This window comes from Streptomyces sp. XD-27, from assembly GCF_030553055.1.
Classification (GTDB): domain Bacteria; phylum Actinomycetota; class Actinomycetes; order Streptomycetales; family Streptomycetaceae; genus Streptomyces.
On sequence record NZ_CP130713.1, the window covers coordinates 7,314,407 to 7,338,137 of the forward strand.

A 23,731-nucleotide genomic window follows, 5' to 3' on the forward strand; every position below is an offset into this window, starting at 1 on the left:
CGCCCGGGCCGAGGGGGCGGCGACGCCTGCGCGGAAGGATCAGGCCACCAGCTTCCGCAGCAGGTCCTCCATGGTCACCAGCCCCGCCGGACGGCCGTCCTCGTCGATCACCGCCGCCAGGTGCGTACGGCTCCCGCGCATCGCCGTGAGCACGTCGTCCAGCGGCGTCGCGGCCCGTACCCGGGCGATCGGCCGCATCTGGCCGAGCCGGAAGGGCACGTCGCGCGGCCGTACGTCGAGCGCGTCCTTCACATGCAGATAGCCCATGATCCGGCCGCCGTCGTCGACCACCGGGAACCGCGAGAAGCCGGACTCGGCCGACAGCCGCTCCAACTCCTCGGGCGTCACCCCGAGCGGCGCGGAGACCACCTGCTCCACCGGCAGCACCACGTCCCGCACCGGCCGCCGCCCCAGCTCAAGGGCGTCCCGCAGCCGCTCCGTCGCGCGGTCGTCCAGCAGCCCCGCCTTGCTGGAATCCGCGACCATCCGGGCGAGCTCGTCGTCGGAGAAGGTCGCCGCGACCTCGCCCGTGGGCTCCACCCGCAGCAGCTTCAGCAGGCTGTTCGCGAACGCGTTCACGCCGAAGATCACCGGCCGCAGCGCGCGGGACAGGCCCACCAGCGGCGGCCCGAGCGCCAGCGCCGTGCGCACCGGCTCCGCCAGTGCGACGTTCTTGGGCACCATCTCGCCGAAGAGCATGTGCAGATACGTCGCCGCGGCCAGCGCGATCACGAACGCGACCGGGTGGATCAGCCCGTCCGGCAGGTGCGCCGCGTGGAAGACCGGCTCCAGCAGGTGCGCCATGGCGGGCTCGGCGACGATACCGAGCACCAGCGTGCACAGCGTGATGCCGAGCTGGGCGGCGGCCAGCAGCGCCGAGACGTGCTCCAGGCCCCACAGGACGCTGCGCGCCCGCCGGTCGCCGCGCTCCGCGTGCGGTTCGATCTGGCTGCGGCGCACCGAGATCATCGAGAACTCCGCGCCCACGAAGAAGGCGTTGACGACCAGCGTCAGCAGGCCGATCAGCAGCTGTACGACGGTCATCGGCCGGCCTCCCCGTCCCGCGCCTCGTCCCCCGCGCCGGGGTGCGGCGCCCGCAGCCGGGCCCGGGCCGCGCGGCGCCCCGAGGCGTCCAGCACCTCGATGTGCCAGCCGGCCAGCTCCACGGTGTCCCCGACGGCCGGGATCCGGCCGAGCGAGGTCGCGACCAGCCCGGCCAGCGTCTCGTACGGGCCCTCCGGGACCCGCAGCCCGATGGCCCGCAACTGGTCGGTGCGGGCCGCGCCGTCCGCGTCGTACAGCCGGCACCCGTCCTCGTCCGTGCCGGCCGGCGCCAGGTCCGGCGTCTCATGCGGATCGTGCTCGTCCCGCACCTCGCCGACGACCTCCTCGACGATGTCCTCCAAGGTCACCACACCCGCCGTGCCGCCGTACTCGTCGATCACGACGGCCATGCTGCGCTTGGCCGACAGCCGGTCCAGCAGCCGGTCCACCGTCAGCGACGCCGGCACGAGCAGCGGCTCGCGCATCATCGCGGTGACCGGGTGGCGGAGCCGCCGCTCGGCGGGCACCGCCAGCACGTCCTTGATGTGTGCGGTCCCCACGACGCTGTCCAGGCTGCCCCGGTAGACCGGGAAGCGGGACAGGCCGGTGGCGCGGGTGGCGTTGGCGACGTCCTCGGCGGTGGCCTGCGCCTCCAATGCGATGACCTGGACGCGCGGGGTCATCACGTTCTCCGCGGTCAGCTCGGACAGGTTGAGCGTGCGGACGAACAGCTCGGCGGTGTCCGCCTCCAGCGAGCCCTCCTTGGCCGAGTGCCGGGCGAGCGCGACCAGCTCCTGCGGGCCGCGGGCGGAGGCCAGCTCCTCGGTCGGCTCCAGGCCCATCCGGCGGACGGAGCGGTTCGCCGTGTTGTTGAGGTGGCGGATCAGCGGACGGAACGCCGCGCTGAACCCGCGCTGCGCGCCCGCCACCCGCCTGGCGACCGGCAGCGGCCGGGAGATCGCCCAGTTCTTCGGCACCAGCTCGCCGACGACCATCAGGACGACGGTGGACAGCGCGGTGCCCAGCACCAGGGCGGTGCCGGAAGCCGCCGACCGGGACAGCCCCAGGGCCTCGACCGGGCCGGTGAGCAGCACGGCGATGGACGGCTCGGAGATCATGCCGATGATCAGGCCGGTGACGGTGATGCCGAGCTGGGCGCCGGACAGCTGGAAGGTGAGCCCGCGTACGGCCTTCAGGGCGCTCTGGGCGCCGCGGTCGCCGCGGGCGGCGGCGGCCTCCAGCTCGCTGCGCTCGACCGTGGTCAGGGAGAACTCCGCCGCGACGAACACCGCGCAGGCGAGCGTCAGCAGCAGGGCGACCAGCAGGAGGATCACTTCGGTCATCGGTTCACCTCTGTCCCATGATCGGACAGGGCACCGGGGGCGCGCGATATCGGTCTGCCGGGATGACTACTGGGAGGCTCGCCCATGGGCGGACGCTCACACCTTTCACGTGGAACCGGAGGGTTGTCCACCCATGGTAAAAGATCGGCAAAGTGCGGTGCGGTGCGGAGCGCCGGCGGTGCCCGTCGCCGCATCAGGACACGAGCGGCTTCACCCAGCGGCTCCACTGCGGCTCGGGCGCGTACCCGGCGGAGCGCCACGCCTGGTGCGCGAGATCGTTGCGGTCCAGCACCATCGCGTCGCCGCGGCGCCCGCCGAGCGCCACGAACCGCTCCTCGGCCGCCGCCAGCAGCGCCGAGCCCACGCCGCGCCGCCGCTGCTCCGGATGGACGGCCAGCCGGTAGAGATGGCAGCGCCATCCGTCGAACCCCGCGATCACCGTCCCGGCCAGCTCGCCGTTCATCCCCCAAGCTCTCGACTCCGCTCGACCAGGGGGACCCTCATGGCCAGCAGCAGGGCCTCGGGGTCGCGCTCCAGCAGCCGGGCCACGCCGTCCGCGTCGTCGCTGATGCTGTTCCCCTCGGCAGCCACCTTCCAGAAGGCCAGTACGTCATCGAGGTCCGCGGGCGTCGCGGCCCGTATGTGGAGATCGGTCATGCCCCGATCCCAGCACGGCCCGCACGTCCCGTCGCGGCAATTTCGGCATGCCGAGTTCGATGTGATCCGGTACGGCCGGCACGTCGTAGCCGACTCACTCGTGCGCGATGGCGGCCAGCATGTTCATCCGGGACGCCCGCAGCGCGGGCAGCAGCGCCGCGACCAGCCCCACCACCACCGACCCGATCAGCACGACCACCATCGTCGGCCACGGCACGGCCAGTTCCTTCATCCCCTCCAGCGCCAGCACATGGTGCATCGTCACCCCCCACACCAGCCCCAGCCCCAGTCCCAGCACCGCTCCGAAGACCGAGATCACCACCGACTCCAGCCGGACCATCCGCCGCGTCTGGAGCCGTGACAGGCCGATCGCCCGCAGCAGCCCGATCTCGCGGGTGCGCTCCACCACCGAGAGCGTGAGGGTGTTGACGACCCCGAGCACCGCGATGATGATCGCCAGCCCGAGCAGCGCGTAGACCAGATAGAGCAGCACGGCGATCTGATCGCGCACCAGCTCCTTGTAGTCGGCCTGGTCGCGGACCTTCACCTGGGGATACGACGACAGCTCCCGCTCCAGGGAGCGGCGCAGGTCCCGCGGGTCGGTGCCGGGAGCGGCGTTCACGTACAGCGCCGAGTCCTGGCCGCCCGGCAGGTACCGCTCCGCCGTGCCGAGCCCCATCATCAGGCCGCCCTGGGAACCGAACCCGCCGCCGGACTCCGACTTGGCCAGCGCGCCGACCGTCAGCCGGGCCGTGCGCCCCGTGGAGAACGTCACCGTGACCGGGCTGCCCAACCTGACGCCGTGGTCGTGCGCGAACTTCGCCTCCATGCCGATCCGCCCCGGCGCCAGCGCCGCCGCGGTGCCACCCGCCCGGTAGTCGAGATTGATGACCTCGTCGAACCGCTGCCCGAAGGCCCCGCCATTGGTGCGGACCGACTCCCCGTCCGGCAGCTTCACCCGCATCGGCACATAGCGCTGCCGTACGAGCACCCCGAGCCCGTCCACCTCGCTCACGCGCTCGGCGACCGCCCGGGGGAACGGCCCGAAGGAGTTGGTCTGGAGCACGAAGTCGGCGCCCAGCCGCTTGTCGATCTCCTTGTCGAACGATGTGGTGATCGACGCCCCGGCCACCGACAGCCCGGCGACCAGCGCCAGCCCCACCATCAGCGCCGCGGCCGTGGCCCCGGTGCGGCGCGGGTTGCGCAGCGCGTTGCGCTGGCTCAGCCGCCCCACCGGCCCGAACAGCCTCGGGAAGGCGCCGCCCAGCACCCGTACCAGCGGCCGCACCAGCAGCGGCCCCGCGATCACCATCGCGATCAGGGTCAGCAGCACGCCGAGCCCCAGCAGGGCGGCCGCGGACTCGGTGCCGTCACGGGTCGCGGAGGCGCCCAGGGCGGCCGCGCCCGCGGCTGCGGCCGCCACTCCCGCGATGGCGCGGATCCGCAGGGGACGGCCGACCCCCGCCACCTCGGTGTCGGCGAGCGCCGCCATCGGGGAGACCCGGGCCGCGCGGCGGGACGGCAGATAGGCGGCGACGAGCGTGACCCCCAGGCCCACGACGTACGCGGCCACGGGCGTCGCCGGACGGAACGCCAGGTCCGCCGCGTCGAGGTTCATCCCGAGCAGCCCCAGCAGCTCGATCAGGGCGATCGCCAGCCCCACCCCGGCCGCGAGCCCCACGGTGGAGCCGGACACACCGAGCAGCAGCGCCTCGGCGAGCACCGAGCGGCGCACCTGGCGGCGGTCGGCGCCGAGCGCCCGCAGCAGCCCCAGTTCGCGCGTGCGCTGGGCGATCAGCATCGAGAACGTGTTGACGATCAGGAACACCCCGACGAGCACCGCGACACCCGCGAAGCCCAGCATCACGTACTTGATGACGTCCAGGAACTCGCCGAACGTGGCGGCGTCCGACTCCGCCTGCTCCGCCCGGGTCCGCAGCTCGTAGCGGTCCGCACCCCCGTCCTTCCCGCCGTCGAGCGCGGCGGCGACCCGGCGCTTGAGCGTCTCGTCCGCAACGCCCGGGGCCGCGTCGACCTTGATGGAGGACGCCGCGTCCGGATCACCCAGCAGCCGCCGCTGGGCGGTCGGGGTGTCCACGTAGATCAGCGTGGCACCGGGGTTGGTGGTGGTGAACGCGGCGATGCCGGTGACCTTCACCGGGAAGGTGCCGGGGGCGGCGATGATCCGCAGCGTGTCGCCGATCTCCACGTGCGCGCGGTCCGCGGTGTCCGCGTCGATGACCGCCTGCCCGGCCCGGCGCGGTGCGTGCCCGCTGGTCAGCCGCACCGGCGTCTCCTTGCCGGGGTTCCAGTCGGTGGCCAGCGTCGGGGCGTTGGCGGTGGTCCTGACCTCCTTGTCGCGCGCGTTGATGACGGTGACGTTCTCCACGGTGGCGTCCACCCGCGCCGCCGCCACACCGGGGACGCCGGAGAGCCGCTCCGCGAGCGAGGCCGGCAGCGTCGGCGTCCGGCCCGCGCCGTAGCGGCTGTTCTCGGCGAACGCGGACTTCGGCGACACCGTGACATCGGAGGCCGACGACCGGAACAGCTCGTCGAACGTGCGGTTGACGGTGTCGGAGAAGATGAGGCTGCCGACGACGAACGCGACCGACAGCACGACCGCGAGCGCGGAGAGCAGCAACCGCCCCTTGTGCGCGAGGAAACTGCGCAGCGTCGCCCGGAGCATGACCGCCCCTCAGCCCTCTCCGCCGCCGGCCGCGGCGCCGGGACCCGGGTTGCCGGGCCGGGGAAGCGGGTCCGGGCCCGGAAGGCGAGGCGGGCCCGGCGCCCGAGGAGAGCCGCCGCATCCGCTCCAGCACCGCCTCCGCGGTCGGGTCCGCCATCCGGTCCACGATGCGGCCGTCGCCGAGGAACAGCACCAGGTCGGCGTGGGCGGCGGCCGACGGGTCGTGGGTGACCATGACCACGGTCTGGCCGAGCCGGTCGACGGCCTCGCGCAGGAACCGCAGCACCTCCAGCCCCGAGCGCGAGTCCAGGTTGCCCGTCGGTTCGTCCGCGAAGATCAGCTCGGGGCGCGAGGCCAGGGCGCGGGCGCACGCCACGCGCTGCTGCTGCCCGCCCGAGAGCTGCCCTGGCCGGTGGTCCAGCCGGTCCCGCAGCCCCAGGGTGTCGATGACCCGGTCCAGCCACGCGGGATCCGGCCGGCGCCCGGCGATGTCCATGGGCAGCGTGATGTTCTCGGCGGCCGTCAGCGTCGGCAGCAGGTTGTACGACTGGAACACGAACCCCACCCGGTCGCGGCGCAGCCGGGTCAGCTCCCGGTCGCCCAGCCCGGTGATCTCGGTCGACCCCAGCCACACCTGTCCGGCGGAGACCGTGTCGAGACCGGCCAGGCAGTGCATCAGCGTCGACTTGCCCGAGCCGGACGGCCCCATCACGGCGGTGAACCGGCCCCGGGCGATCTCCACGTCGACCGCGTCCAGCGCCCGTACGGCCGTCTCCCCGGAGCCGTACGTCTTGGTGAGCGCCACCGCGCGCGCCGCGGCCTCCGGCCGCTCCGCGGCCCCGCCGGCCGTCGCTGCCGTCGCTGTGGACAAGGCGCCTCCCGCTCTCCGGTACGCGCACGTACGCGAGGTACGCGCGGGCGGTCGCGTACGAGCCGTACGCGCGGTCGCGCGGGGTACGCGCGACCATGAGCCGAGCGTAGGCGCGCGGACCGGCCGCCGGTATCCCTGTGGATAACCCGCGCCCGGCGCGTCTTGCCGGTGCTAGCGCCCGCGCGCTAGCGTAATCCTGTGGCGAAGACGCAGCTGAACGTCCGGGTCGACGAGACCACCGCGCGGACCGCGCGGGAGCGCGCGCTCCAGCGCGGCATGAGCGTGAACCGTTACATCGAGGACCTGGTCCGCAAGGACGCGGGCGAGGTCGGCCATACGTTCGTCGAGGCCGCGGCCGACTTCATGAAGCAGTACCGCGACGTGTTCGCGGAGGAGTTCGGGCAGCAGGGCGACGTACGCCGTTGACACTCCGGATCGACCTGGCCTGGCTGCTCATGATCGCCGAACGCAACGTGCCCGGCGATCCCCAAGTGGCGGACTACGGCGTGCTGGTGGCCGCCGTGGCGCGCCACGAAGCCGAGATCTTCGGCACCCCCATCTACCAGGACCCGCAGGCCCGCGCCGCCGCCCTGCTCCAGCTCCTGCTGCTGGTGCCCGCCCTGGAGCGCTCCAACGCCCTGTTCGCGTGCGCCGTCGCGTATGCCTACCTCGTCGCCGCCGGCGTGAAGGTCACCACCTCGCCCGAACGGGTCCGCGACCTGGCCCGCCTGGTGAACAGCGGCACCGCCGACGTCCGCGTGATCGCCGAGGAACTCCGCGGCTGGAGCCGCCCCTAGTACGCCGCATCGGTGGGGTCGATCTGAAGTTCCGCGATCCGTACGTGCGGCGGCTGGCGCAGGATCCATGCGACAGCCCGGGCGACGTCCTCTGCGAGCAGGGGGTGGTAGGGCCATGCCGTCACGTCATGGACACGTGGTGTCTCCTCGCCGGCCAGCACGGACGCGAACTCGGTGTTCGTCGCTCCGGGGGAGAGCAGGGACACGCGGCAGCCGCCGGGCGGCCTTTCCTCCAGCGCCAGGGATCGCGCGAAGGCGGCCAGTCCGTGTTTGGCGGCGGCATAGGGAGCGTAGCCGGGCATGGGGCGATGCCCGAACACCGAGCCGATGAGGATCAGTCGGCCGCCGTTGCGGTCGAGCGAGGGCAGCAGGAGCTTGGTCAACAGCATGGGCGCGAGCAGGTTGACCTGGAGTTGAGAGGCCCATGCGGTGGTGTCGGCCTCGCGGACCGCTCCGTGGCCGCGACCGTGGCCGGCGGCGAGCACCGCACCCGCCAGGCCGGGCACCTCGGCCAGGACGGCATCGACGGTTTCCGCCAACGCGTCGGTCCGGGTGAGGTCCGTGGGAACGGCCATGGCCTGTACGCCGTGCGCGTCCGAGAGCTGCTCGGCGAGGTCGCGCAGCCGGCCTTCGCGACGGGCCAACAGCACGACGTCGTGTCCCGCGGCGGCCAGTCGATGCGCGGTGGCGCGGCCGATGCCGCTGCTCGCCCCGGTGATCAGGATCGTGCCGGGTCCGGTGGGGTGGTGCGGGTCTGGCGTGGTCATGCCTGCTTCTCTCGTGCCGCGGTCTCGATGGAGGAGTGCAGTCCCGGCGGGGACCAAAGGCTCGTGGCGGCCAGCAGCGCGACGGTCGCCGCGGTGACGAGAACGGGCACCATTCCGACACGCGAGGCGAGCGCACCGCCCACCAGCGCGCCGATCGGCAGAGTGCCGGTGAGGGCCGCTTGGAGGAAGGCGTTGACGCGGCCCTGAAGATGGGCGGGGGTGACGAGTTGGCGTCCCGTCGTCATGGCGATGGTCCAGACGGTCGCCAGCACGCCGAAGGCCAGCTCGTAGACGAGCAGGACGGGGAAGGCGAGGCCCATGGAGGCCGCGGGGATCAGGAACAGCGCTGTCGCGGCGCCCACCGCGCAGTACTGGGTGGCCCTGCCGAGGCCGATGGTCTTGGCCACCCGCCCCGCGAGCAGCACACCCATGCTGGTGGCCAGGGAGAACGTCGCGTACACGACGCCCAGCTGCCAAGCCGGCAGTTCGAGATCCCGTGTGGCGTACAGCGCGAACAGTGCGCCTGCGGCGCCACCCCCCAGGTTGAGTCCTGCGGCCGCCAGGGCCTGGCGGCGCAGCAGCTTCTCCTGCCGGATGATCGCGAGTCCTTCGCGCAGGGCGTCCATGCGCGAACCGGCGGAGGGTCCGGCCTGCTCGGCCGGAACATCGAGGGCTGCGGGGAGAGCGAGCAGCAGCACCGCTTCGACGGCGTACGCGGCGCAGTCGACGAGTAGCGCCGGCGAGGCGCCGAAGAGACCGACGAGTACGCCACCGAGGGCCGGGCCGCCGATCTGGCCACCTGTGCGTGCTCCGGTCAAGGCCGAGTTGGCGGCCAGCAGTTGGTCCGCACGTACGATCCGGGGCAGCGCGGCCTGCAGCGCGACACCGAGGGTCGAGGTCAGGCCGCCGGAGGCCAGGGCCACCGCATACAGGTGGAGCCAGGTCAGTCGGTCGGCGGCGCCCGCGAGGGGAATGGTCCCCACGATCGCGACCTGCGCCAGGGTGAGGGCGACCACCAGCCGACGCAGCCGCGCCCGATCCACCAGCACACCGATGAACGGGCTCAGGAGGACGCCGGGCAGATACGTCATGGCCATCAACGCCGAGGCGCCGAACGGCCCGGCGTCCAGCTGTGAGATGGCGAGCAACGGCAGGGCCAGCGCGGTGACCTGACGGCCCAGAGCGCTGGCCGCCTGCTCGGCGCACAGCAGGACGAAGGCCTTGTGCCTGCGGAGCGGCGGCGTGGGCTCGGCGGCGGAGGAGGTGGTCACATCAGATTCCGGTGTGGGGGACGGGCCAGATGCGCATGCGCGAGGGGAGGGCCACCACCCAGCCGTCCTGACTGAGCGTGATGCGTTCGGCCGCCATCAAGGTCACCGCTTCCTGCTCGACCGGGGCGAGTGTGCCGAGCTGTTGAGGCGTCTGACACTTCAGAAAGGTGGCGACCAGGTCGGGATGGTCGAGGGTGAAGCGGGCCGATGCCGAGGTGTCGCGGCGGTCCTTGACCGTCACGAACCCGGGGCCTCGCCGGTGGAAGAACTGGCCGTAGGTATGGAGTGTCCGCCACTCGATCACCTCGGCGGACTCGCCCGGCGTCGGAGCCGGCGGTGGCAGATGCCGCAGCAGGGTGAGGTCGAACGGCAGGCCGGCGGGGTTCGTGCCCTGAGCCGCCCAGGGAGCCAGGGACCAGTCCACGGTCAGCGCCTGCGTCTGGCACTCGCGCAGGAACCACACGGCGTCGACGGTGCTTCGGCCATGCGCGCCGAGACGCAACGGCTCCTCCACCACGACGTGTCTCCCGGTCACCTGGTGAGCCGGACCATGCGGCAGGATCGGCGCGGTGTGCAGCGGAGAGTCGAGCACCGTCATCGGCCGACCGCCTGTCCCGTCAGGGCACCTGCGGCCATCGCCTCCGGCTCCGCCTGCGCCGTTCCGTCACTCGTGATGCGGATCGGCGCTCCCCACGTGGGCAGAGCCAGATAGGTACGGTCGTCCTGGAACAGCAGTCCCCGGTCCCGGCAGCGCAGAACCCATTGCTCGACCTCGGACGCCGAGAGCTCGTGGCCGTTCTCGGCCAGCAGCCGGTGGAGCGCGGGCACCGTACGGCCGTGGTCGAGATGGCGCAGGGCATCGGCCTCCCACCCGGCCAGCCGGTGGGTTCGCCGCGGCCAGCCGTGGCGGCGGTCGTGCACCAACAGGACGTTGTCGGCATCGGGCTCCTCTTCCACCAGGAGCCGGGAGACGTGGTGATGTGCCTTCCAGACGTCGAGGGCCTGAAGCAGCTGCTGTTCCACTTCGGCGTCGATGCCGGTGAACGTGGTGTCGAAGAGGTAGACGAGATCCGTCAGTTCCTCCTCGGGCAGCTGATAGACGTGCTGGTACATCTCCGCCGGGCGACGCTCGGTGAAGCCCATGCGCGGGTCGGTGAAGTTGGGGCTGAACCGTTCCAGGGCGATGCGGGTCGCGTCCCCCGGAGGCTGGAGATGGACGAGTGCGGGCATCTGGTCGATGACGGGCAGGTAGTCGGCGGCACTCTCACCGGGGAAGCCGTACAGATAGTTCCAGGTACAGGTGAGGCCGTGGGTTTCGCAGTCGCGCAGCGTGCGGACGTTGCGTGCCCCGCTCACACCCTTGTCCATCAGGTCCAGCACACGGCTGTTGAGGCTTTCGATGCCCGGCTGGACGTGGGCCACCCGGGCCCGGGCGAGCAACGCGATCTGGTCGGAGGAGAGGTTGGACTTGACCTCGTAGTGCATCCGCAGATCCCAGTCGCTCGCGGCGGCCAGCGGCAGGAAGTCCTTGAAGTACGCCATGTCGATGATGTTGTCGACGGTGATGACGTCGAGGATGCGGTGCCTGCGCACCAAGTGCTCGATCTCGGCCCACAACTGCTGGCCCGACTTGGCGCGGAACGTCATGAACGACCCGTTCAGACCGCAGAACGTGCAATGGTGCTTCTCGCCCCACCAGCAGCCGCGAGCGCCCTCCACCACCAGCTTGGGTTCCAGGAACTCCGCGAGCGGTGAGGCGTCCATGACGGCCTGCCACGCGTCGTAGTTCGGCATGGGGATCTCGGCGGGCGGGACGATCTGCTTCGTTTCCTCGTTGGCCCGCGACCGGTCACCGTCCCACCAGCACAGTCCGGGGACGTCCACGGGAGCCGTGCCCTGGTCGAGATGGGTGAGCAGGGCCGGGAAGGCGCGCTCGGCCTCGCCGCGCACCACATGGTCGACGAAGCGGTGGTTGCGGTGGAGGGCGTGGCCCATGGGGCCGTCGCAGTTGCTGCCGCCGAAGACGATCACCAACTCCGGGCGGCGCCGCTTGAGTTCCCGGGCCAGGGCCAGGGAGGGGACGTTCTGCATGAAGGTGGTCGTGAGCCCGACCAGGTCGGGGCCCGCGGCAAGAATCTCGTCGGCGGCCAGCGCGATGAACTCGGCGGCGTAGGGACGCATCGCGAGTGCGGTGTCGATGGCGATCCCGTGCTTGGCCGCATACTCCTTCAACCGCTGCACACCCCAGTCCGGGTCGTCGTACAGCGCGCCGGAGAAGACCCAGTCGCCGAGCCCGTCGAAGATCGATTCGCTGCCGACCGTGACGTAGTCGGCGGGGCGCAGCAGCCCGTCCGTGCGGTGCAGCAGGTGCTCGGCCCAGTGGATGGACCCGTGGTACTCGGACACGTCGTCGTCGGGGCGAGCGCGCCCCAACAGCCCGCGCACCAATCCGACCTGCAATGACGGCATGTCCATGGCCTGCCAGGGCATGGCCACCAGATGAACCCGCATTCAGCCTCCCCTCGTACCAGGGGTGGGCGCCGGCAGCACAGCCGGCGCCCACCCCGACCGCTCAGCGCTCCGACTGCAGCTGCTTCGTGGCGCCGAGCGTCGAGACCGAGTACTTGTTGCAGGACTGGGTCTCCTCGCGGACGATCACCTTCTTGATCTCCATGGTGTGCCTCCTCACTGGGTGGTTGGATGCATTTCGTACTGCCGGCGCCGTGAGAGCTCCTCACCGTCGCGCCGGACATTCATGAGGACCCGCATCCGGGTCTCGTGACGGGCGCGGAGCCACACCGCCACGTCCTCACCGACCACGTCGGGCAGCAGCCGGTGAACGAGCGAACCGATCGACTCCGTGTCGTTGTGGCGCAACACGGTTCGTTCGCTTTCCAAGAAGAGGTCGGCGGGCATCGCCCGCAGCCGAGCCACTCCAGGGCCGCGCGTCAGATACGCCATGCCGAGGGCCACGTGCCGGTTCTCGTCTCTGCGGACCAGCCGGTAGACGGCCCCCAGGCCGTCGCGCCGCAGGCCTTGGACGAACCAGTGGAACTCGTCGGCCGCGAACCCCTCGGCCAGGGTGTGGGCGATGAAGCGCGCAGTGTAGTCGTCCATGCCCATGAGGTCGCGTGACAGCTCGTCGACGGCGTCCGAGGGCTCGAGCACCGAGTCCGCGACGCTGCGGGCGTATTCATGAAAGGCGGCACTGTGCTTGGCCTCGTCGGCGACGGCGGTGGCCAGGACCCACTTCATGTCGGCTTCCGGGCAGGTGTGCAACAGGCTCGCGGCCACGTCCAGGCCGACCTGCTCGGCGTAGGTGCTGCCGCAGGCCAGCCGCCAGGAGAGCTCGGAAGGCCGCTCCCGCCCCGGCCGGTCGCGCAGTGCGGAGCGCACCGCCTCGCGGGGCTGCCAGTCATGGGCGCGGGCGTCCTCGATGAAACAACTCCCCGCGGCCCACACCCCGTTGCCCGTGTAGGGGGCCACTCGCCGTAACGCCGCCGGGACCGATCTGTCGGTGTGCTGCGATGTCACCATGCCGGTCATCCCCCCGTTCCCCGCCTACGGTGTCCCTGAGGCCCCGGAGCGGAAACCGACAGGGAAGTGATGGGTGCGAGGCAAGGAGAACATGAGGTGACGAGAGAGGCACGGGCCAGCGGAATATTTCGGTCACTTGTTCAAATGTGCCCATCGACCGCTGTGAGCGGCACCTGTCCAGCGCTCAGGCGAACTCGTAGGCAGCGCGACGTCTCACCTGTCCTTGGCCATTCGCCTGAAAGGGGAGAACTCAACCCTTTGGGTTAATGGGGGTGTAGCGGTGCCAAGTTCGAATGCAATGTTGGCGAGTTTTGATAGCCGGCCTTCGCCGAGGGCCTTTGAAGGGGTTTGAAGGGGCAGTCCTGAGGTCGCGGCTCGACAGGGACGGAGCCTCGGGCACGCCTCAGCCGTGGGCCGCCGCGAAGGCGGCCGCGTCCCACGTGCCGCCCAGTGCCGGGGCCAGCCAGTCGGGCGCCGTCCGGCGGAACCCGGCCGGAGGCAGCGTGCCCGCGCGCTCCGGGACGGCGCCCAGCAGCGGGGCGCCCGCGGCCTCGGGGAAGTCGGCCAGGTTGCAGCGGTCGGCCAGGCCGGGCGCGGCGGGCCAGCTGCCGATGACCACCCCCCGGCAGGCCAGGCCACGCGCGCGCAGCGCCTCCGTCGTCAGCGTCGTCATGTTGAGCGTGCCCAGCCCGGCCTGCGCGACCACCAGCACCGGCGCGTCGAGCAGCCCGGCCACGTCGGCGAGCGTCGCGCCCCGGTCGTCGAGGCGTACGAGCAGGCCGCCCGCCCCTTCGACCAGGACCAGATCGTGTTCGGCCGCCAGCCGCTTGACCGCGAGCTCCACGTCGGCGGTCCGCACCGGCGCCAACCCGGCCCGCAGCGCGGCCCTGTCCGGCGCCAGCGGCTCGGGGAAGCGGGCCAGTTCGACCCCCGTCACCGCGTCCCCGGCCAGCCGCCGCACCTCCGCGACATCGCCCGGCTCACCCTCCGCGACCCCGGTCTGCGCGGGCTTGACCACGGCCACCGACCGCCCCTGCGCCAGCGCGGCCGCCGCCAGCGCCGCCGTCACGACCGTCTTGCCGATCTCCGTGTTCGTACCCGACACGACCAGTACCGACATCGCTCTCCTACGCCCTTTCGGTTTCTCGGTTTTCTCGGCCGGACTTCCCGGCTGCCTTGTCCGGCCGCGCCGGCGTCAGCCGGCAACCGCCGCGGCGCGCACCGCCGCGCAGATCCGCCCCAGGTCCTCGTCCCCGGTGACGAACGGCGGCATGGTGTACAGCAGCTCGCCGAACGGACGCAGCCAGACCCCTTCCCGGGCCGCCGCCCGCGTCGCCGCCGCCATGTCCACCGGGTGGTCCAGCTGGACGACGCCGATCGCGCCGAGGACCCGGACGTCCCGCACCCCGGGCAGGTCGGCGGCCTCCGCCAGCCCGTCCCGCAGCCCGGTCTCGATCCGCTTGACCTCGCCCTGCCAGTCGTGCGACAGCAGCAGGTCGATCGAGGCGTTCGCGACGGCCGCCGCGAGCGGGTTCCCCATGAAGGTGGGGCCGTGCGCGAGCACCGGCACCTCGCCGCTGGAGATGCCCTCCGCGACCCGGGTCGTGCACAACGCCGCGGCCAGCGTCAGGTATCCGCCGGTCAGGGCCTTGCCGACGCACATCACGTCGGGGGAGACCCCGGCGTGGTCCGCCGCGAAGAGCGCGCCCGTACGGCCGAAGCCGGTGGCGATCTCGTCGAACACCAGCAGCACGTCGTGCTCGTCGCACAGCTCGCGCAGCACCCGCAGATAGCCGGGGAGTGGAACCGCATCCCGCCCGCGTTCTGCACCACCGGTTCCACGATCACCGCGGCCACCTCGTCGGCATGCCGCGCGATGACCTCCCGCAGATGCGCCACGTACGACGGGTCGGGTTCGCCGTCGAAACCCGTCGGCGGGGCGTCCGCGAAGACCTGCCGGGGCAGCACCCCGGACCACAGGTCGTGCATCCCGCCGTCCGGGTCGCACACCGACATCGGCTGCCAGGTGTCGCCGTGGTAGCCGCCGCGCCACGTCAGCAGCCGCTGCTTGCCCGGGCGGCCCACCGAGCGCCAGTACTGCATGCACATCTTCACCGCGACCTCGACCGACACCGACCCGGAGTCCGCGAGGAAGACGTGCTGGAGGGGCTCGGGGGTGATCTCGACCAGCCGGGTGGCCAGCCGTACGGCGGGCTCGTGCGTGAGCCCGCCGAACATCACATGGCTCATCCGGTCCAGTTGGGTGCGCGCCGCGTCGTTCAGCACCGGGTGGTTGTAGCCGTGCACGGCCGACCACCAGGACGACATGCCGTCGATCAGCTCGGTGCGCCCCTCCACCGGGGCGGCGAGCCGCAGCCGCACCCCGGCCGCCGACTCCACCAGGAGCGGTTCCTGGCGTCCGGGCATCGGGCCGTACGGATGCCACACGTGCCGGCGGTCGAGCGCGAGCAGTTCACCAGCCGTCAGTGGCTCCGGCCGGGCGAGTGTTTCGGGAGCGGTCAGCGGCTCAGGCATTGGGCGGCAGCTCCGTCCCCGCACCCCGGCGGCGCACGGCGACCAGATCGGTGCGCGCCTCACCGGCGGCGGCCGGTACGGGTGCCTCGGCGGCGCCATCCGCCGGCTCCCCGCCGCCGCACGGCCCGCAGCCGCCGCCGTGACCGCTGTCGCCGCCGTGACCGCCGCAGCCGCCGTCGCCGTGGCCGCCGCAGCCGGACCCGGCATCGGAGTGACCGCCGCAGCCGCCGGTCCCGGCCGCCGCAAGGGCGTCGGCGCGGTGCGCGGGCAGCGTCGTGGTGCCGGCGCCCTCCACCTCGAAGCCCGCGTCGGCGATCATGGCCAGATCGTCCTTGCCGGCCTGGCCCTCACTGGTCAGATAGTCGCCGAGGAAGATCGAGTTGGCCAGGTGCAGGGCCAGCGGCTGCATCGAGCGCAGATGCACCTCGCGGCCGCCCGCCAGCCGTACCTCCACGTCCGGGCAGACGAACCGGACCATGGCCAGAATGCGCAGCGCCCGCTGCGGGGTGAGGTTCCACTCCTTGGCCAGCGGCGTGCCCTCGAACGGGATGAGGAAGTTGACCGGCACCGAGTCCGGGTCCAGCTCGCGGAGCGAGAAGACCACGTCCACCAGGTCCTCGTCCGTCTCGCCCATGCCCGCGATCAGCCCGGAGCAGGCGGACATGCCCGCCGCCTGCGCCTGCTGCACGGTCTCCACCCGGTCGGCGTACGTGTGCGTGGTGGTGATGTCCCCGTACGTGGCCTCGGAGGTGTTGAGGTTGTGGTTGTACGCGTCCGCGCCCGCGTCCTTCAGGCGCGACGCCTGGCCGTCGGAGAGCAGCCCCAGGCAGGCGCACACCTCGACGCCCTCGACCTCCTCCTTGACCGCCGCGATGGTCTTCGCGACCCGCTCGACGTCCCGGTCCGTCGGGCCGCGGCCGCTCGCCACCAGGCAGACCCGCTTCGCGCCGCCGGCGACGCCCGCGCGCGCGGCGGCCGCCGCCTCGTCCGGCTTGAGCCAGGTGTACTTGAGGATCTCGGCCTTCGAGCCGAGCCGCTGGGAGCAGTACGAGCAGTCCTCCGGGCACAGCCCCGACTTGAGGTTCACCAGATAGTTGAGCTTCACCCGCCGCCCGAACCAGGCGCGGCGCACCTTCCCGGCCGCGGCCACCACGTCGAGCAGTTCGTCGTCGGAGGTCGCCAGCACGGCGAGCGCCTCTTCGCGGGTCGGCGACTCGCGCCGCAACCCCTTCTCCACCAGCGTGTTCAGCAGGTCCATGGCCTGATCCTTTCCCACCGCACCGCCCCTGGCCAATGGAGACTTCGCACAACTCGGCCTGCGAAGCGTGTGTCTATTGCCACACGCTGACCCCGCATGGACACCGCTACGTTCTAGCGAGTGCATACAAAGGGCCCGCGAGCCCGTGGCGAGAAGCGTGAGGGACGGCCCATGCCCCAGGACCGCCAGGACGGCCCGGTCGACCGCCGGGACGGCCTGTTCGACGGCAACGAAGGACCGTCCGACGGCCGCGACGGACCGTTCGACTGGATCGACGCCGACCGCGAGCGGCGCCGCCGCGCCGGGCTGGTCCGCGAACTGCGCCCCCGGCCGTCCGACTCACCGCTGCTGGACCTGGCGGGCAACGACTACCTGGGCCTCGCCCGCCACCCGCGGGTCACGGCCGCCGCCGCCGAGGCGGCCCAGCGCTGGGGCGCGGGGGCCACCGGCTCCCGGCTGGTCACCGGCAGCACCGAACTCCATGCCGAGTTGGAGCGCGAACTCGCCGCCTTCTGCGGCTTCGAGTCCGCGCTGGTGCTGTCCTCCGGCTACGCCGCCAACCTCGCCGCCGTCACCGCCCTGAGCGGCGCGGACGCGCTCATCGTCTCCGACGCGGGCAACCACGCCTCGCTCATCGACGGCTGCCGGCTCTCCCGCGCCGAGACCGTCGTGGCCCCGCACGCCGACCCCGCCGCCGTCGCCAAAGCACTCGACGGCCACGAGGGCCGCGCGCTGGCCGTCACCGACTCGGTGTTCTCCGTCGACGGCGACGCCGCGCCGCTGGCCCGCCTCGCCGACGTCTGCCGCGCCGCCGGGGCCGCGCTCGTCGTCGACGACGCGCACGGCCTGGGCGTGCTGGGCGCCGGCGGCCGAGGCGCCCCGTACGCCGCCGGACTCGCCGGCGCCCCGTACGCCGTGGCCACCGTGACCCTGTCCAAGGCCCTCGGCAGCCAGGGCGGCGCGGTCCTCGGGCCCGCCCGGGTCATCGACCACCTGGTCAACACCGCTCGTACGTTCATCTTCGACACCGGTCTGAACCCGGCGGCGGTCGGCGCGGCACTGGCGGCGCTGCGCCTGCTGCGCCGCGAACCGGAACGCGCCGAACGCGTCCGGGCGGTGGCGACCGCCCTGCACACGGGCGTGACCGCCGCCGGACTGACCGCCGTACGGCCCGACGCGGCCGTGGTGTCGGTACGCGCCCCCTCGCCGGAGCAGGCGGTGCGCTGGGCCGCGGACTGCCGCGCCGCCGGACTCGCGGTCGGCTGCTTCCGGCCGCCGTCCGTCCCCGACGGGATCTCCCGGCTGCGGCTGACCGCCCGCGCGGACCTGACGGACCAGCAGGTCGCCCAGGCGGTCGAGGTGATCACGGGGACCGCGCCGCGAGACTGAACGACAGCTTTCCGTACCCCTGGTCACGGCCTCCCATAGCAGAGTTCACTGCTTTGGGCGACAGGTTTATGCATATCTTGGAGGATCGCGGGAGAGCCGGGCAGCATCGGTGGCACTCCGACGCAACGAGAGGGAACAGGGCCGCCATGGCAGACCATCAGGAAGCGTCCGTCACCCTGCCGAGCGCTCCCGCCTCCGTCGCCGAGGCCCGCAGCTATGTGACGGGCGTGCTCGCCGACTGGGGGCTGCCGGAGGCCGCCGAGGCCACGGACACCGTGCGGCTGATCGTCTCCGAGCTCGCGACCAACGCCGTCCAGCACACCTTCGGGCAGTCGCCCACCTTCACCGTCGACGTACGGCTCGACCGCGACCGGCACCTGCGCATCGGGGTCACCGACAGCCACCCTCGGTGGCCGAAACGGTTGCCCGCCGCCGTCCAGCAGGACAACGGCCGGGGCCTGGTGATCATCCGCAGTCTCACCGCGGAGTCCGGCGGCAGGTTCTTCGTCACCCCGACCCCCGAGGGCGGCAAGACCGTATGGATCGCACTGCCCTGGACGGCACCGGTGGCCTGACCCGGGCCGGGCCGGGCCCGGTGGCCTCACCCCGGACCGGCGGCTGACCCCGGCCGCGGACGCCGCCCGTGCCGCAGCTGGTCAGCGGGTCCCCCGCCGCGCCTGCGCGCCCGCCCCCGACCCGGCCTTCGGCAGACTGCGGCCCACCCAGCGGGGCAGCACCCCCCACAGCCCGGCGCACACCGCGAACGTCCCCGCCGCCGCCGCGATCCCGGCCCCGCGCCCCAGCACCACGTCGACCACCAGCAGCACCGACGCGGTGAACGCCAGGGCCAGCACCACCAGCCCCAGGCTCGCCAGCCGGGACGAGATGTCCACGATGCGGCGCTTGACGTGCTTGCGGAACAACGCGCGGTGCAACGCCGCCGGGGCCGTGAACAGCGCGGCCGCCAGCATCGACAGCAGCAGGGCCGTCACGTACATCCCGCGCTGCCAGTCGTCCAGCCGGGGGAAACCCGGCATGAAGGCGAGCGTCAGCAGGAACGCGAAGAGGATCTGCACACCGGTCTGGGTCACCCGGAGCTCCTGGAGCAGCTCCGCGAAGTTCCGGTCGGCGCGCTCCAGAGGTGTCTCATGACGGGCGGCGCGGGGCACGTGATCCAGCCTACGACCCGGTCAGACCGCGCTCCACCGCACTGCGCTCCACACAGAACTCGTTGCCCTCCGGATCGGCCATCACCGGGTCACGCCCAAGCGCCCGCCGGTGCAACCCCGTTCAGTGGACGCGCCCGTAACTCACGCTCCCGGTCCAGATCGGCTCCAGCCGCACCACCGCGCCCGTCTTGGGCGAGTGCCAGATCCGGCCGTGGCCCGCGTAGATGCCGACGTGGTAGACGTGGCTGCCGGCGTGGAAGAAGACCAGGTCACCGCGTCGACGTGTGGACGCCTTGACGTGCCGCGTGTGGTTGTACTGCTGCGCCGCCGTGCGGGGCAGTCGCTTTCCTGCTCGTTTGAACGAATACAGCGTCAGTCCGGAGCAGTCGAAGCGATGCGGGCCCGTGGCGCCCCACTGGTACGGCGCGCCCCTCTTGGAGGCCGCCACCTTCAGGGCGCGCGCCGAGACCGCGGCCGCCTCGGCCTCCGGTGCGCACCCGGGCACCAGCAACATGCCGCTGATCGTGGCGGCGGCGAGGGCCGCGACGGTACCGGCCCGCACGAGCCCGATGGGATCTGCTGTGCGCGCAGTCATGCGCACCCCTTCGTCAGCCGCCTGTGAAGGGAGTCCTGTCGGGTTCGGGCAGGCGAAGATGCCCGGCCGCCGCGGCGGCTTCACCCCAAGGGCGGCCCGTGATCCCGAGCCGGCCCGGCGTGCCTGGGTCCTCCACTCCCGCCGGTCCTCAGGTCGACCGGACGCCCGGCGCGGCGGCGGGACTCGGCGTCCGCCCGGACCGCCCCGCCGTTGCGGCGAGGGCTTGTCGTCCCACGGATCGTCACGCACGATATCGGCGATTCTGAGGAGAAACGACGGCATGTGATGTTCATCACTCTTGAGCCGTTGGTGGTGTTATGTACGGTTCGGGCGGTTGTGTCGGGGGTGGCGCCGGACCCGTACCAGCGGCGACGCGGCACCCCGCCCGTCGCCGTCGCGCACGCGGCGCAAGTCGGGGCCCGCGCCGCGTCGTTGCCGCGCTGCTCCGTTCGGGCGGGCCCGTACGGAGTACCCCTGGCGCGCCGGAGCGCGCCCATGCCGGAGGCGCTACGGCGGCGGTACGGCCACCCGGCCCGCACGCCGCTCCCCGTCCAGCACGCGCAGCGCGCGGCCCAGCGTCGCCGCGTGCAGCTCGCTCTCCCCGCGCTCGTGCATCAGCGTCAGCGCGTCCCGCAGCGCGGCGGCCTTGGCCGCCAGCGCCTGGGCGGCGCGCAGCCCGCTGTAGGTGTCGCGGCCGCGCGCCGGATTGATCCGCCCCAGCAGGTCGACCACCTCCAGATAGCGGTCCACCAGCTCTCCTTCGGCGCGCGTCAGCGCGGGCAGGGGAGGCAGTTCGGGCACCACCGCGGTTCACCGGGTCCCGAGCGGCGCCGACGGGCCCTTTCGGCTGCGGGTGACGCCGTCCACGAGGCCGTAGGCCACCGCGGCCGGCGCGTCGAAGATCTTGTCGCGCTCGATGTCGGCGCGCACCTGCTCGGCGGGCTGCCCGGTGTGCGCCGCCAGCATCTCCTCCAGCAGGGCCCGGGTGCGCAGCATTTCCTCCGCCTGGATGTGCAGATCGGAGATCTGGCCCTCCATGGGTTCGGCGGCCGACGGCTGGTGGATGAGGACGCGCGCGTGGGGCAGGGCGAGCCGCTTGCCGGGGGTTCCGGCGGCGAGCAGGACCGCCGCGGCGGAGGCGGCCTGGCCCAGGCAGATCGTCTCGATGTCGCACGACACGAAGCGCATCGTGTCGTAGATCGCGGTCATGGCGGCGAACGAGCCGCCGGGGGAGTTGATGTACAGCGAGATGTCCTGCTCCGGCGCGGCGTGTTCCAGATGCATGAACTGGGTGATCACGTCGTTGGCCGAGGTGTCGTCGATGGGCGTGCCCAGGAAGACGATGCGCTCGGACAGCAGCTTGGAGTACGGGTCCATCGTGCGGATCCCCGCGCTGGTCCGCTCGGTGAACTCGGGCAGGACGTGGCGCGCCGTCGGGGTCGGTCGGGGCATCGCGGCTCCTCGCATCGCTCTCTGTAAAAAATGTACAGGACGTACATCTCGTTATGATGGGGAGCATGGCCTATGAGATTCCGGTGACGCAAGCCCGGGCAGAGCTCGCGGAGTTGATCAACCGCGTCGTCTACGGCGGCGAACGGGTGGTCGTGACGCGCCACGGGAAGCCCCTCGTGGCCCTGGTCTCCGCGGCTGACCTGCAACGACTCGAGGAGGAGCAGGCCGCGGCGGAAGAGCAGGTGATCAGTACGGTCTCGACCGTGCGCCCCACGGCGTCCGCTCCCGGCGAACGGCGGCGCTTCGGCATCGCGGCGGAACACCGCGGCCCGGCCGCCGGGGATCGGCGACCGGGCCGCGAGGGGTGACGGCGGGCAGGGCCCGCGTCGGATGCTGAGCCGCCCGGACCGCTCAGCCGTCAGGGGCTGAGCGGTCCGGGCGGTGGACCGTCAGCTGCTGAGCTGCCAGATGGAGTGGGCGATGGCGTCGGTGTTGGTGTCCAGCGCCTTGTCGTCGATGTTCTTCGTGGAGTCGCAGGACGCGTGGTAGCAGGGGTCGAAGGACTCGCCCGCCGTACCGCCCCACTTGTCCGCCTGCGCCTGGCTCTTGGTGGCCTCGGCGCCGGTGAACAGGCCGCCGACCGGCACGCCCGCCTCCTTGAACGGGGCGTGGTCCGAGCGGCCGTCGCCCTCCGTCTCCGGCTCGGTGGCGATGTTCTTGGCCCCGTAGTAGTCGGTGAAGACCTTCTCCAGCGCCGGGTCGTCGTCGTAGACGAAGTAGCCGGGGTTGGGGAGCCGATCATGTCGAAGTTCAGGTACGCGTCGAGCTTGCCGCGTTCACCGGAGCCGAGCTCGTCGACGTAGTGCGTCGAGCCGACCATGCCGTACTCCTCGGCGCCCCACCAGGCGAACCGCAGGTGCTTGGTCGGCTTGTAGTCGGCCTTGGCGACGGCGAGCGCGACCTCCAGGATGCCGGCCGAGCCGGATCCGTTGTCGTTGATGCCGGGGCCCTCGTCCACCGAGTCCAGGTGCGCGCCGGCCATGACGACGTTGTCCGCGTCGCCGCCCGGCCAGTCGGCGACCAGGTTGTAGCCGGTGGCTCCGCCGTAGCTGAACTCCTGGATCTTCGTGGTGAATCCGGCGGCGTCCAGCTTCGACTTGATGTGGTCCACGGACGCCTTGTAACCGGGCTTGCCGTGGGCCCGGTTGCCGCCGTTGGCGTCCGCGATGGACTGGAGCTCGGCCAGATCGGCCTTGACCGCCGCGACGTCGATGTCGGGGGCGGCGGCGGTGTCGGCCGCTCCCGCGCCGGAGGCGCCGCTGATCAGCAGCGAGGCGACCGCGGTGCAGGTGCCGGCCGCGAGCGCGGCACGACGCCATGGTGCTATTCGGGACATTGTGGCTCCGTAACTGTGTGGGGGGTTGGTGCGGAGCGATGTATGCACGCGGTCAAGAGGATCGGCGTTTCGTCAGGTGATCGTCAAGAGCGAATACCGGACGACGTGTTCCGGCATGCGGTATCAGGCGCGTCCGCACCCGATCCGGTCCGGGAGGACGGCGGCGTCATGGGCGGGCAAAGCGCCAGTTAACGCGTTGGAAAAGGTTCGGCTCTAACCTGCAATGGCTGTTCCAAAACCGGCAGCCCAGCGAAGAACCGCAGGTCAACTACGTGGACGCGTCGACTAGGGTCCCGCAGCGAGCGACCGGCGACGAGGATGAGGTGGAACCGTGCAACTGACCCCGCACGAGCAGGAACGGCTGCTCATCCATGTCGCGGCCGACGTAGCCGACAAGCGCCGGGCCCGCGGTGTGCGGCTGAACCACCCCGAGGCCCTCGCGCTCATCACCGCCCACATCCTCGAAGGCGCCCGCGACGGCCGCACCGTCGCCGAGCTCATGTCCTCCGGCCGCAAGGTCCTCACCCGCGACGAGGTCATGGACGGCATCCCGGAGATGATCCACGACGTCCAGGTCGAGGCGACCTTCCCCGACGGCACCAAGCTCGTGACCGTCCACGAGCCCATCGCCTGAAGGAGGCGCCGCCCGTGATACCCGGAGAGATCCTGCACGACCAGGCGCCGATAGGCCTCAACGAGGGCCGGCCCGTCACCCGCCTCACCGTGCTCAACACCGCCGACCGGCCCGTCCAGGTCGGCTCGCACTACCACTTCGCCGAGGCCAACCCCGGCCTCGACTTCGACCGCGCCACCGCCCGCGGCAAGCGGCTGCACATCGCCGCGGGCACCGCCGTCCGCTTCGAGCCCGGCATCCCCGTCGAGGTCGCGCTCGTGCCGCTCGCGGGCGCCCGCATCGTCCCCGGCCTGCGCGCCGAGACCGGAGGCCCCCTCGATGACTGAGACG

21 protein-coding genes and 4 pseudogenes are annotated in these 23,731 nt (G+C 72.2%); 7 read left to right on the forward strand and 18 right to left on the reverse strand.

From position 1 onward, the window contains the following. Positions 1-39: 39 nt before the first annotated feature. From Q3Y56_RS32150 to Q3Y56_RS32170, 5 genes and pseudogenes are all read right to left on the reverse strand, one after another. Positions 40-1,044, reverse strand: coding sequence for a hemolysin family protein (locus Q3Y56_RS32150; protein WP_304465243.1), 1,005 nt, complete (start codon positions 1,042-1,044; stop codon positions 40-42). Continuing rightward, positions 1,041-2,387, reverse strand: a complete 1,347-nt coding sequence (locus tag Q3Y56_RS32155) for a hemolysin family protein (protein ID WP_304465244.1) — start codon at positions 2,385-2,387, stop codon at positions 1,041-1,043. The genes Q3Y56_RS32150 and Q3Y56_RS32155 overlap by 4 nt, the downstream gene beginning before the upstream one ends. A gap of 193 nt (positions 2,388-2,580) precedes the next feature. Beyond that, positions 2,581-3,044 (reverse strand): annotated as a pseudogene (locus tag Q3Y56_RS32160) (GNAT family N-acetyltransferase). Positions 3,045-3,138: 94 nt separating this feature from the next. Further along, positions 3,139-5,730, reverse strand: a complete 2,592-nt coding sequence (locus Q3Y56_RS32165) for an FtsX family ABC transporter permease (protein ID WP_304465245.1) — start codon at positions 5,728-5,730, stop codon at positions 3,139-3,141. 112 nt (positions 5,731-5,842) lie between these two features. Beyond that, positions 5,843-6,601, reverse strand: a pseudogene (locus tag Q3Y56_RS32170) (ABC transporter ATP-binding protein); the annotation flags it as partial. A gap of 198 nt (positions 6,602-6,799) precedes the next feature. Between Q3Y56_RS32170 and Q3Y56_RS32175 the strand changes: the two are divergent. Further along, complete coding sequence (locus Q3Y56_RS32175; protein WP_304465246.1) at positions 6,800-7,027, forward strand: antitoxin; 228 nt, start codon at positions 6,800-6,802, stop codon at positions 7,025-7,027. After that, positions 7,024-7,398: a fic family toxin-antitoxin system, toxin component gene (locus tag Q3Y56_RS32180; protein ID WP_304465247.1), complete on the forward strand. Its 375-nt coding sequence runs from the start codon at positions 7,024-7,026 to the stop codon at positions 7,396-7,398. Before Q3Y56_RS32175 ends, Q3Y56_RS32180 begins: the two co-directional genes overlap by 4 nt. Here Q3Y56_RS32180 and Q3Y56_RS32185 read toward each other — a convergent pair. The 8 genes and pseudogenes from Q3Y56_RS32185 to bioB form a co-directional block, all read right to left on the reverse strand. After that, on the reverse strand, positions 7,395-8,165 hold the full coding sequence (locus tag Q3Y56_RS32185; RefSeq protein ID WP_304465248.1) for an SDR family oxidoreductase: 771 nt from the start codon (positions 8,163-8,165) through the stop codon (positions 7,395-7,397). The two genes, Q3Y56_RS32180 and Q3Y56_RS32185, sit on opposite strands and share 4 nt — an antisense overlap. Continuing rightward, positions 8,162-9,436, reverse strand: coding sequence for an MFS transporter (locus Q3Y56_RS32190; RefSeq protein WP_304465249.1), 1,275 nt, complete (start codon positions 9,434-9,436; stop codon positions 8,162-8,164). The genes Q3Y56_RS32185 and Q3Y56_RS32190 overlap by 4 nt, the downstream gene beginning before the upstream one ends. Position 9,437: 1 nt before the next feature. Continuing rightward, positions 9,438-10,034 (reverse strand): DUF5825 family protein, encoded by a 597-nt coding sequence (locus Q3Y56_RS32195; RefSeq protein WP_304465250.1) that lies wholly within the window; start codon positions 10,032-10,034, stop codon positions 9,438-9,440. Then, on the reverse strand, positions 10,031-11,947 hold the full coding sequence (locus Q3Y56_RS32200) for a RiPP maturation radical SAM C-methyltransferase (RefSeq protein WP_304465251.1): 1,917 nt from the start codon (positions 11,945-11,947) through the stop codon (positions 10,031-10,033). The genes Q3Y56_RS32195 and Q3Y56_RS32200 overlap by 4 nt, the downstream gene beginning before the upstream one ends. Before the next feature lie 174 nt (positions 11,948-12,121). Continuing rightward, a complete protein-coding gene (locus tag Q3Y56_RS32205; protein WP_304465252.1) occupies positions 12,122-12,922 on the reverse strand; it encodes a ferritin-like domain-containing protein in 801 nt (266 codons plus the stop codon). Positions 12,923-13,376: 454 nt separating this feature from the next. Then, on the reverse strand, positions 13,377-14,093 hold the full coding sequence (bioD, locus tag Q3Y56_RS32210; protein WP_304465253.1) for a dethiobiotin synthase: 717 nt from the start codon (positions 14,091-14,093) through the stop codon (positions 13,377-13,379). Positions 14,094-14,168: 75 nt separating this feature from the next. Then, positions 14,169-15,508: pseudogene (locus Q3Y56_RS32215) on the reverse strand (adenosylmethionine--8-amino-7-oxononanoate transaminase). Next, positions 15,501-16,766, reverse strand: coding sequence for a biotin synthase BioB (gene bioB / locus Q3Y56_RS32220; RefSeq protein ID WP_304465254.1), 1,266 nt, complete (start codon positions 16,764-16,766; stop codon positions 15,501-15,503). The pseudogene Q3Y56_RS32215 and the gene bioB overlap by 8 nt, the downstream one beginning before the upstream one ends. Positions 16,767-16,937: 171 nt before the next feature. Between bioB and Q3Y56_RS32225 the strand changes: the two genes are divergently transcribed. Further along, positions 16,938-18,155 carry an 8-amino-7-oxononanoate synthase gene (locus Q3Y56_RS32225; protein ID WP_304465255.1) on the forward strand — a complete coding sequence of 406 codons (1,218 nt, stop codon included), beginning with the start codon at positions 16,938-16,940 and terminating at the stop codon, positions 18,153-18,155. 146 nt (positions 18,156-18,301) lie between these two features. Next, positions 18,302-18,730, forward strand: coding sequence for an ATP-binding protein (locus Q3Y56_RS32230; RefSeq protein WP_304465256.1), 429 nt, complete (start codon positions 18,302-18,304; stop codon positions 18,728-18,730). 81 nt (positions 18,731-18,811) lie between these two features. Here Q3Y56_RS32230 and Q3Y56_RS32235 read toward each other — a convergent pair whose 3' ends face one another. The 4 genes from Q3Y56_RS32235 to Q3Y56_RS32250 all read right to left on the reverse strand — a co-directional run bounded on the left by Q3Y56_RS32235 (position 18,812) and on the right by Q3Y56_RS32250 (position 21,371). Further along, positions 18,812-19,324, reverse strand: coding sequence for a DUF6328 family protein (locus tag Q3Y56_RS32235; protein ID WP_369696829.1), 513 nt, complete (start codon positions 19,322-19,324; stop codon positions 18,812-18,814). A 121-nt stretch (positions 19,325-19,445) separates the two neighbouring features. Beyond that, a complete protein-coding gene (locus Q3Y56_RS32240; protein ID WP_304465257.1) occupies positions 19,446-19,919 on the reverse strand; it encodes a C40 family peptidase in 474 nt (157 codons plus the stop codon). Positions 19,920-20,426: 507 nt separating this feature from the next. Beyond that, positions 20,427-20,723, reverse strand: a complete 297-nt coding sequence (locus tag Q3Y56_RS32245) for a hypothetical protein (protein ID WP_304465258.1) — start codon at positions 20,721-20,723, stop codon at positions 20,427-20,429. A 6-nt stretch (positions 20,724-20,729) separates the two neighbouring features. Then, positions 20,730-21,371, reverse strand: a complete 642-nt coding sequence (locus Q3Y56_RS32250; RefSeq protein WP_304465259.1) for an ATP-dependent Clp protease proteolytic subunit — start codon at positions 21,369-21,371, stop codon at positions 20,730-20,732. 65 nt (positions 21,372-21,436) lie between these two features. Here Q3Y56_RS32250 and Q3Y56_RS32255 point away from each other — a divergent pair, with 65 nt between their 5' ends. After that, the gene (locus Q3Y56_RS32255) at positions 21,437-21,739 is read left to right on the forward strand and encodes a type II toxin-antitoxin system Phd/YefM family antitoxin (RefSeq protein ID WP_304465260.1); all 303 of its coding nucleotides are present in this window, start codon (positions 21,437-21,439) and stop codon (positions 21,737-21,739) included. Between the two features lie 81 nt (positions 21,740-21,820). On the opposite strand, the pseudogene Q3Y56_RS33660 reads toward Q3Y56_RS32255, so the two are convergent. Further along, a pseudogene (locus tag Q3Y56_RS33660) lies at positions 21,821-22,413 on the reverse strand (M20/M25/M40 family metallo-hydrolase). Positions 22,414-23,098: 685 nt separating this feature from the next. On the opposite strand from Q3Y56_RS33660, the gene Q3Y56_RS32265 reads away from it, so the two are divergent. Together Q3Y56_RS32265 and Q3Y56_RS32270 are read left to right on the forward strand one after the other, a co-directional pair. Further along, complete coding sequence (locus tag Q3Y56_RS32265; protein WP_304465261.1) at positions 23,099-23,401, forward strand: urease subunit gamma; 303 nt, start codon at positions 23,099-23,101, stop codon at positions 23,399-23,401. A gap of 14 nt (positions 23,402-23,415) precedes the next feature. Continuing rightward, positions 23,416-23,727 carry an urease subunit beta gene (locus Q3Y56_RS32270; protein ID WP_304465262.1) on the forward strand — a complete coding sequence of 104 codons (312 nt, stop codon included), beginning with the start codon at positions 23,416-23,418 and terminating at the stop codon, positions 23,725-23,727. The last annotated feature ends 4 nt before the right edge of the window (positions 23,728-23,731 follow it).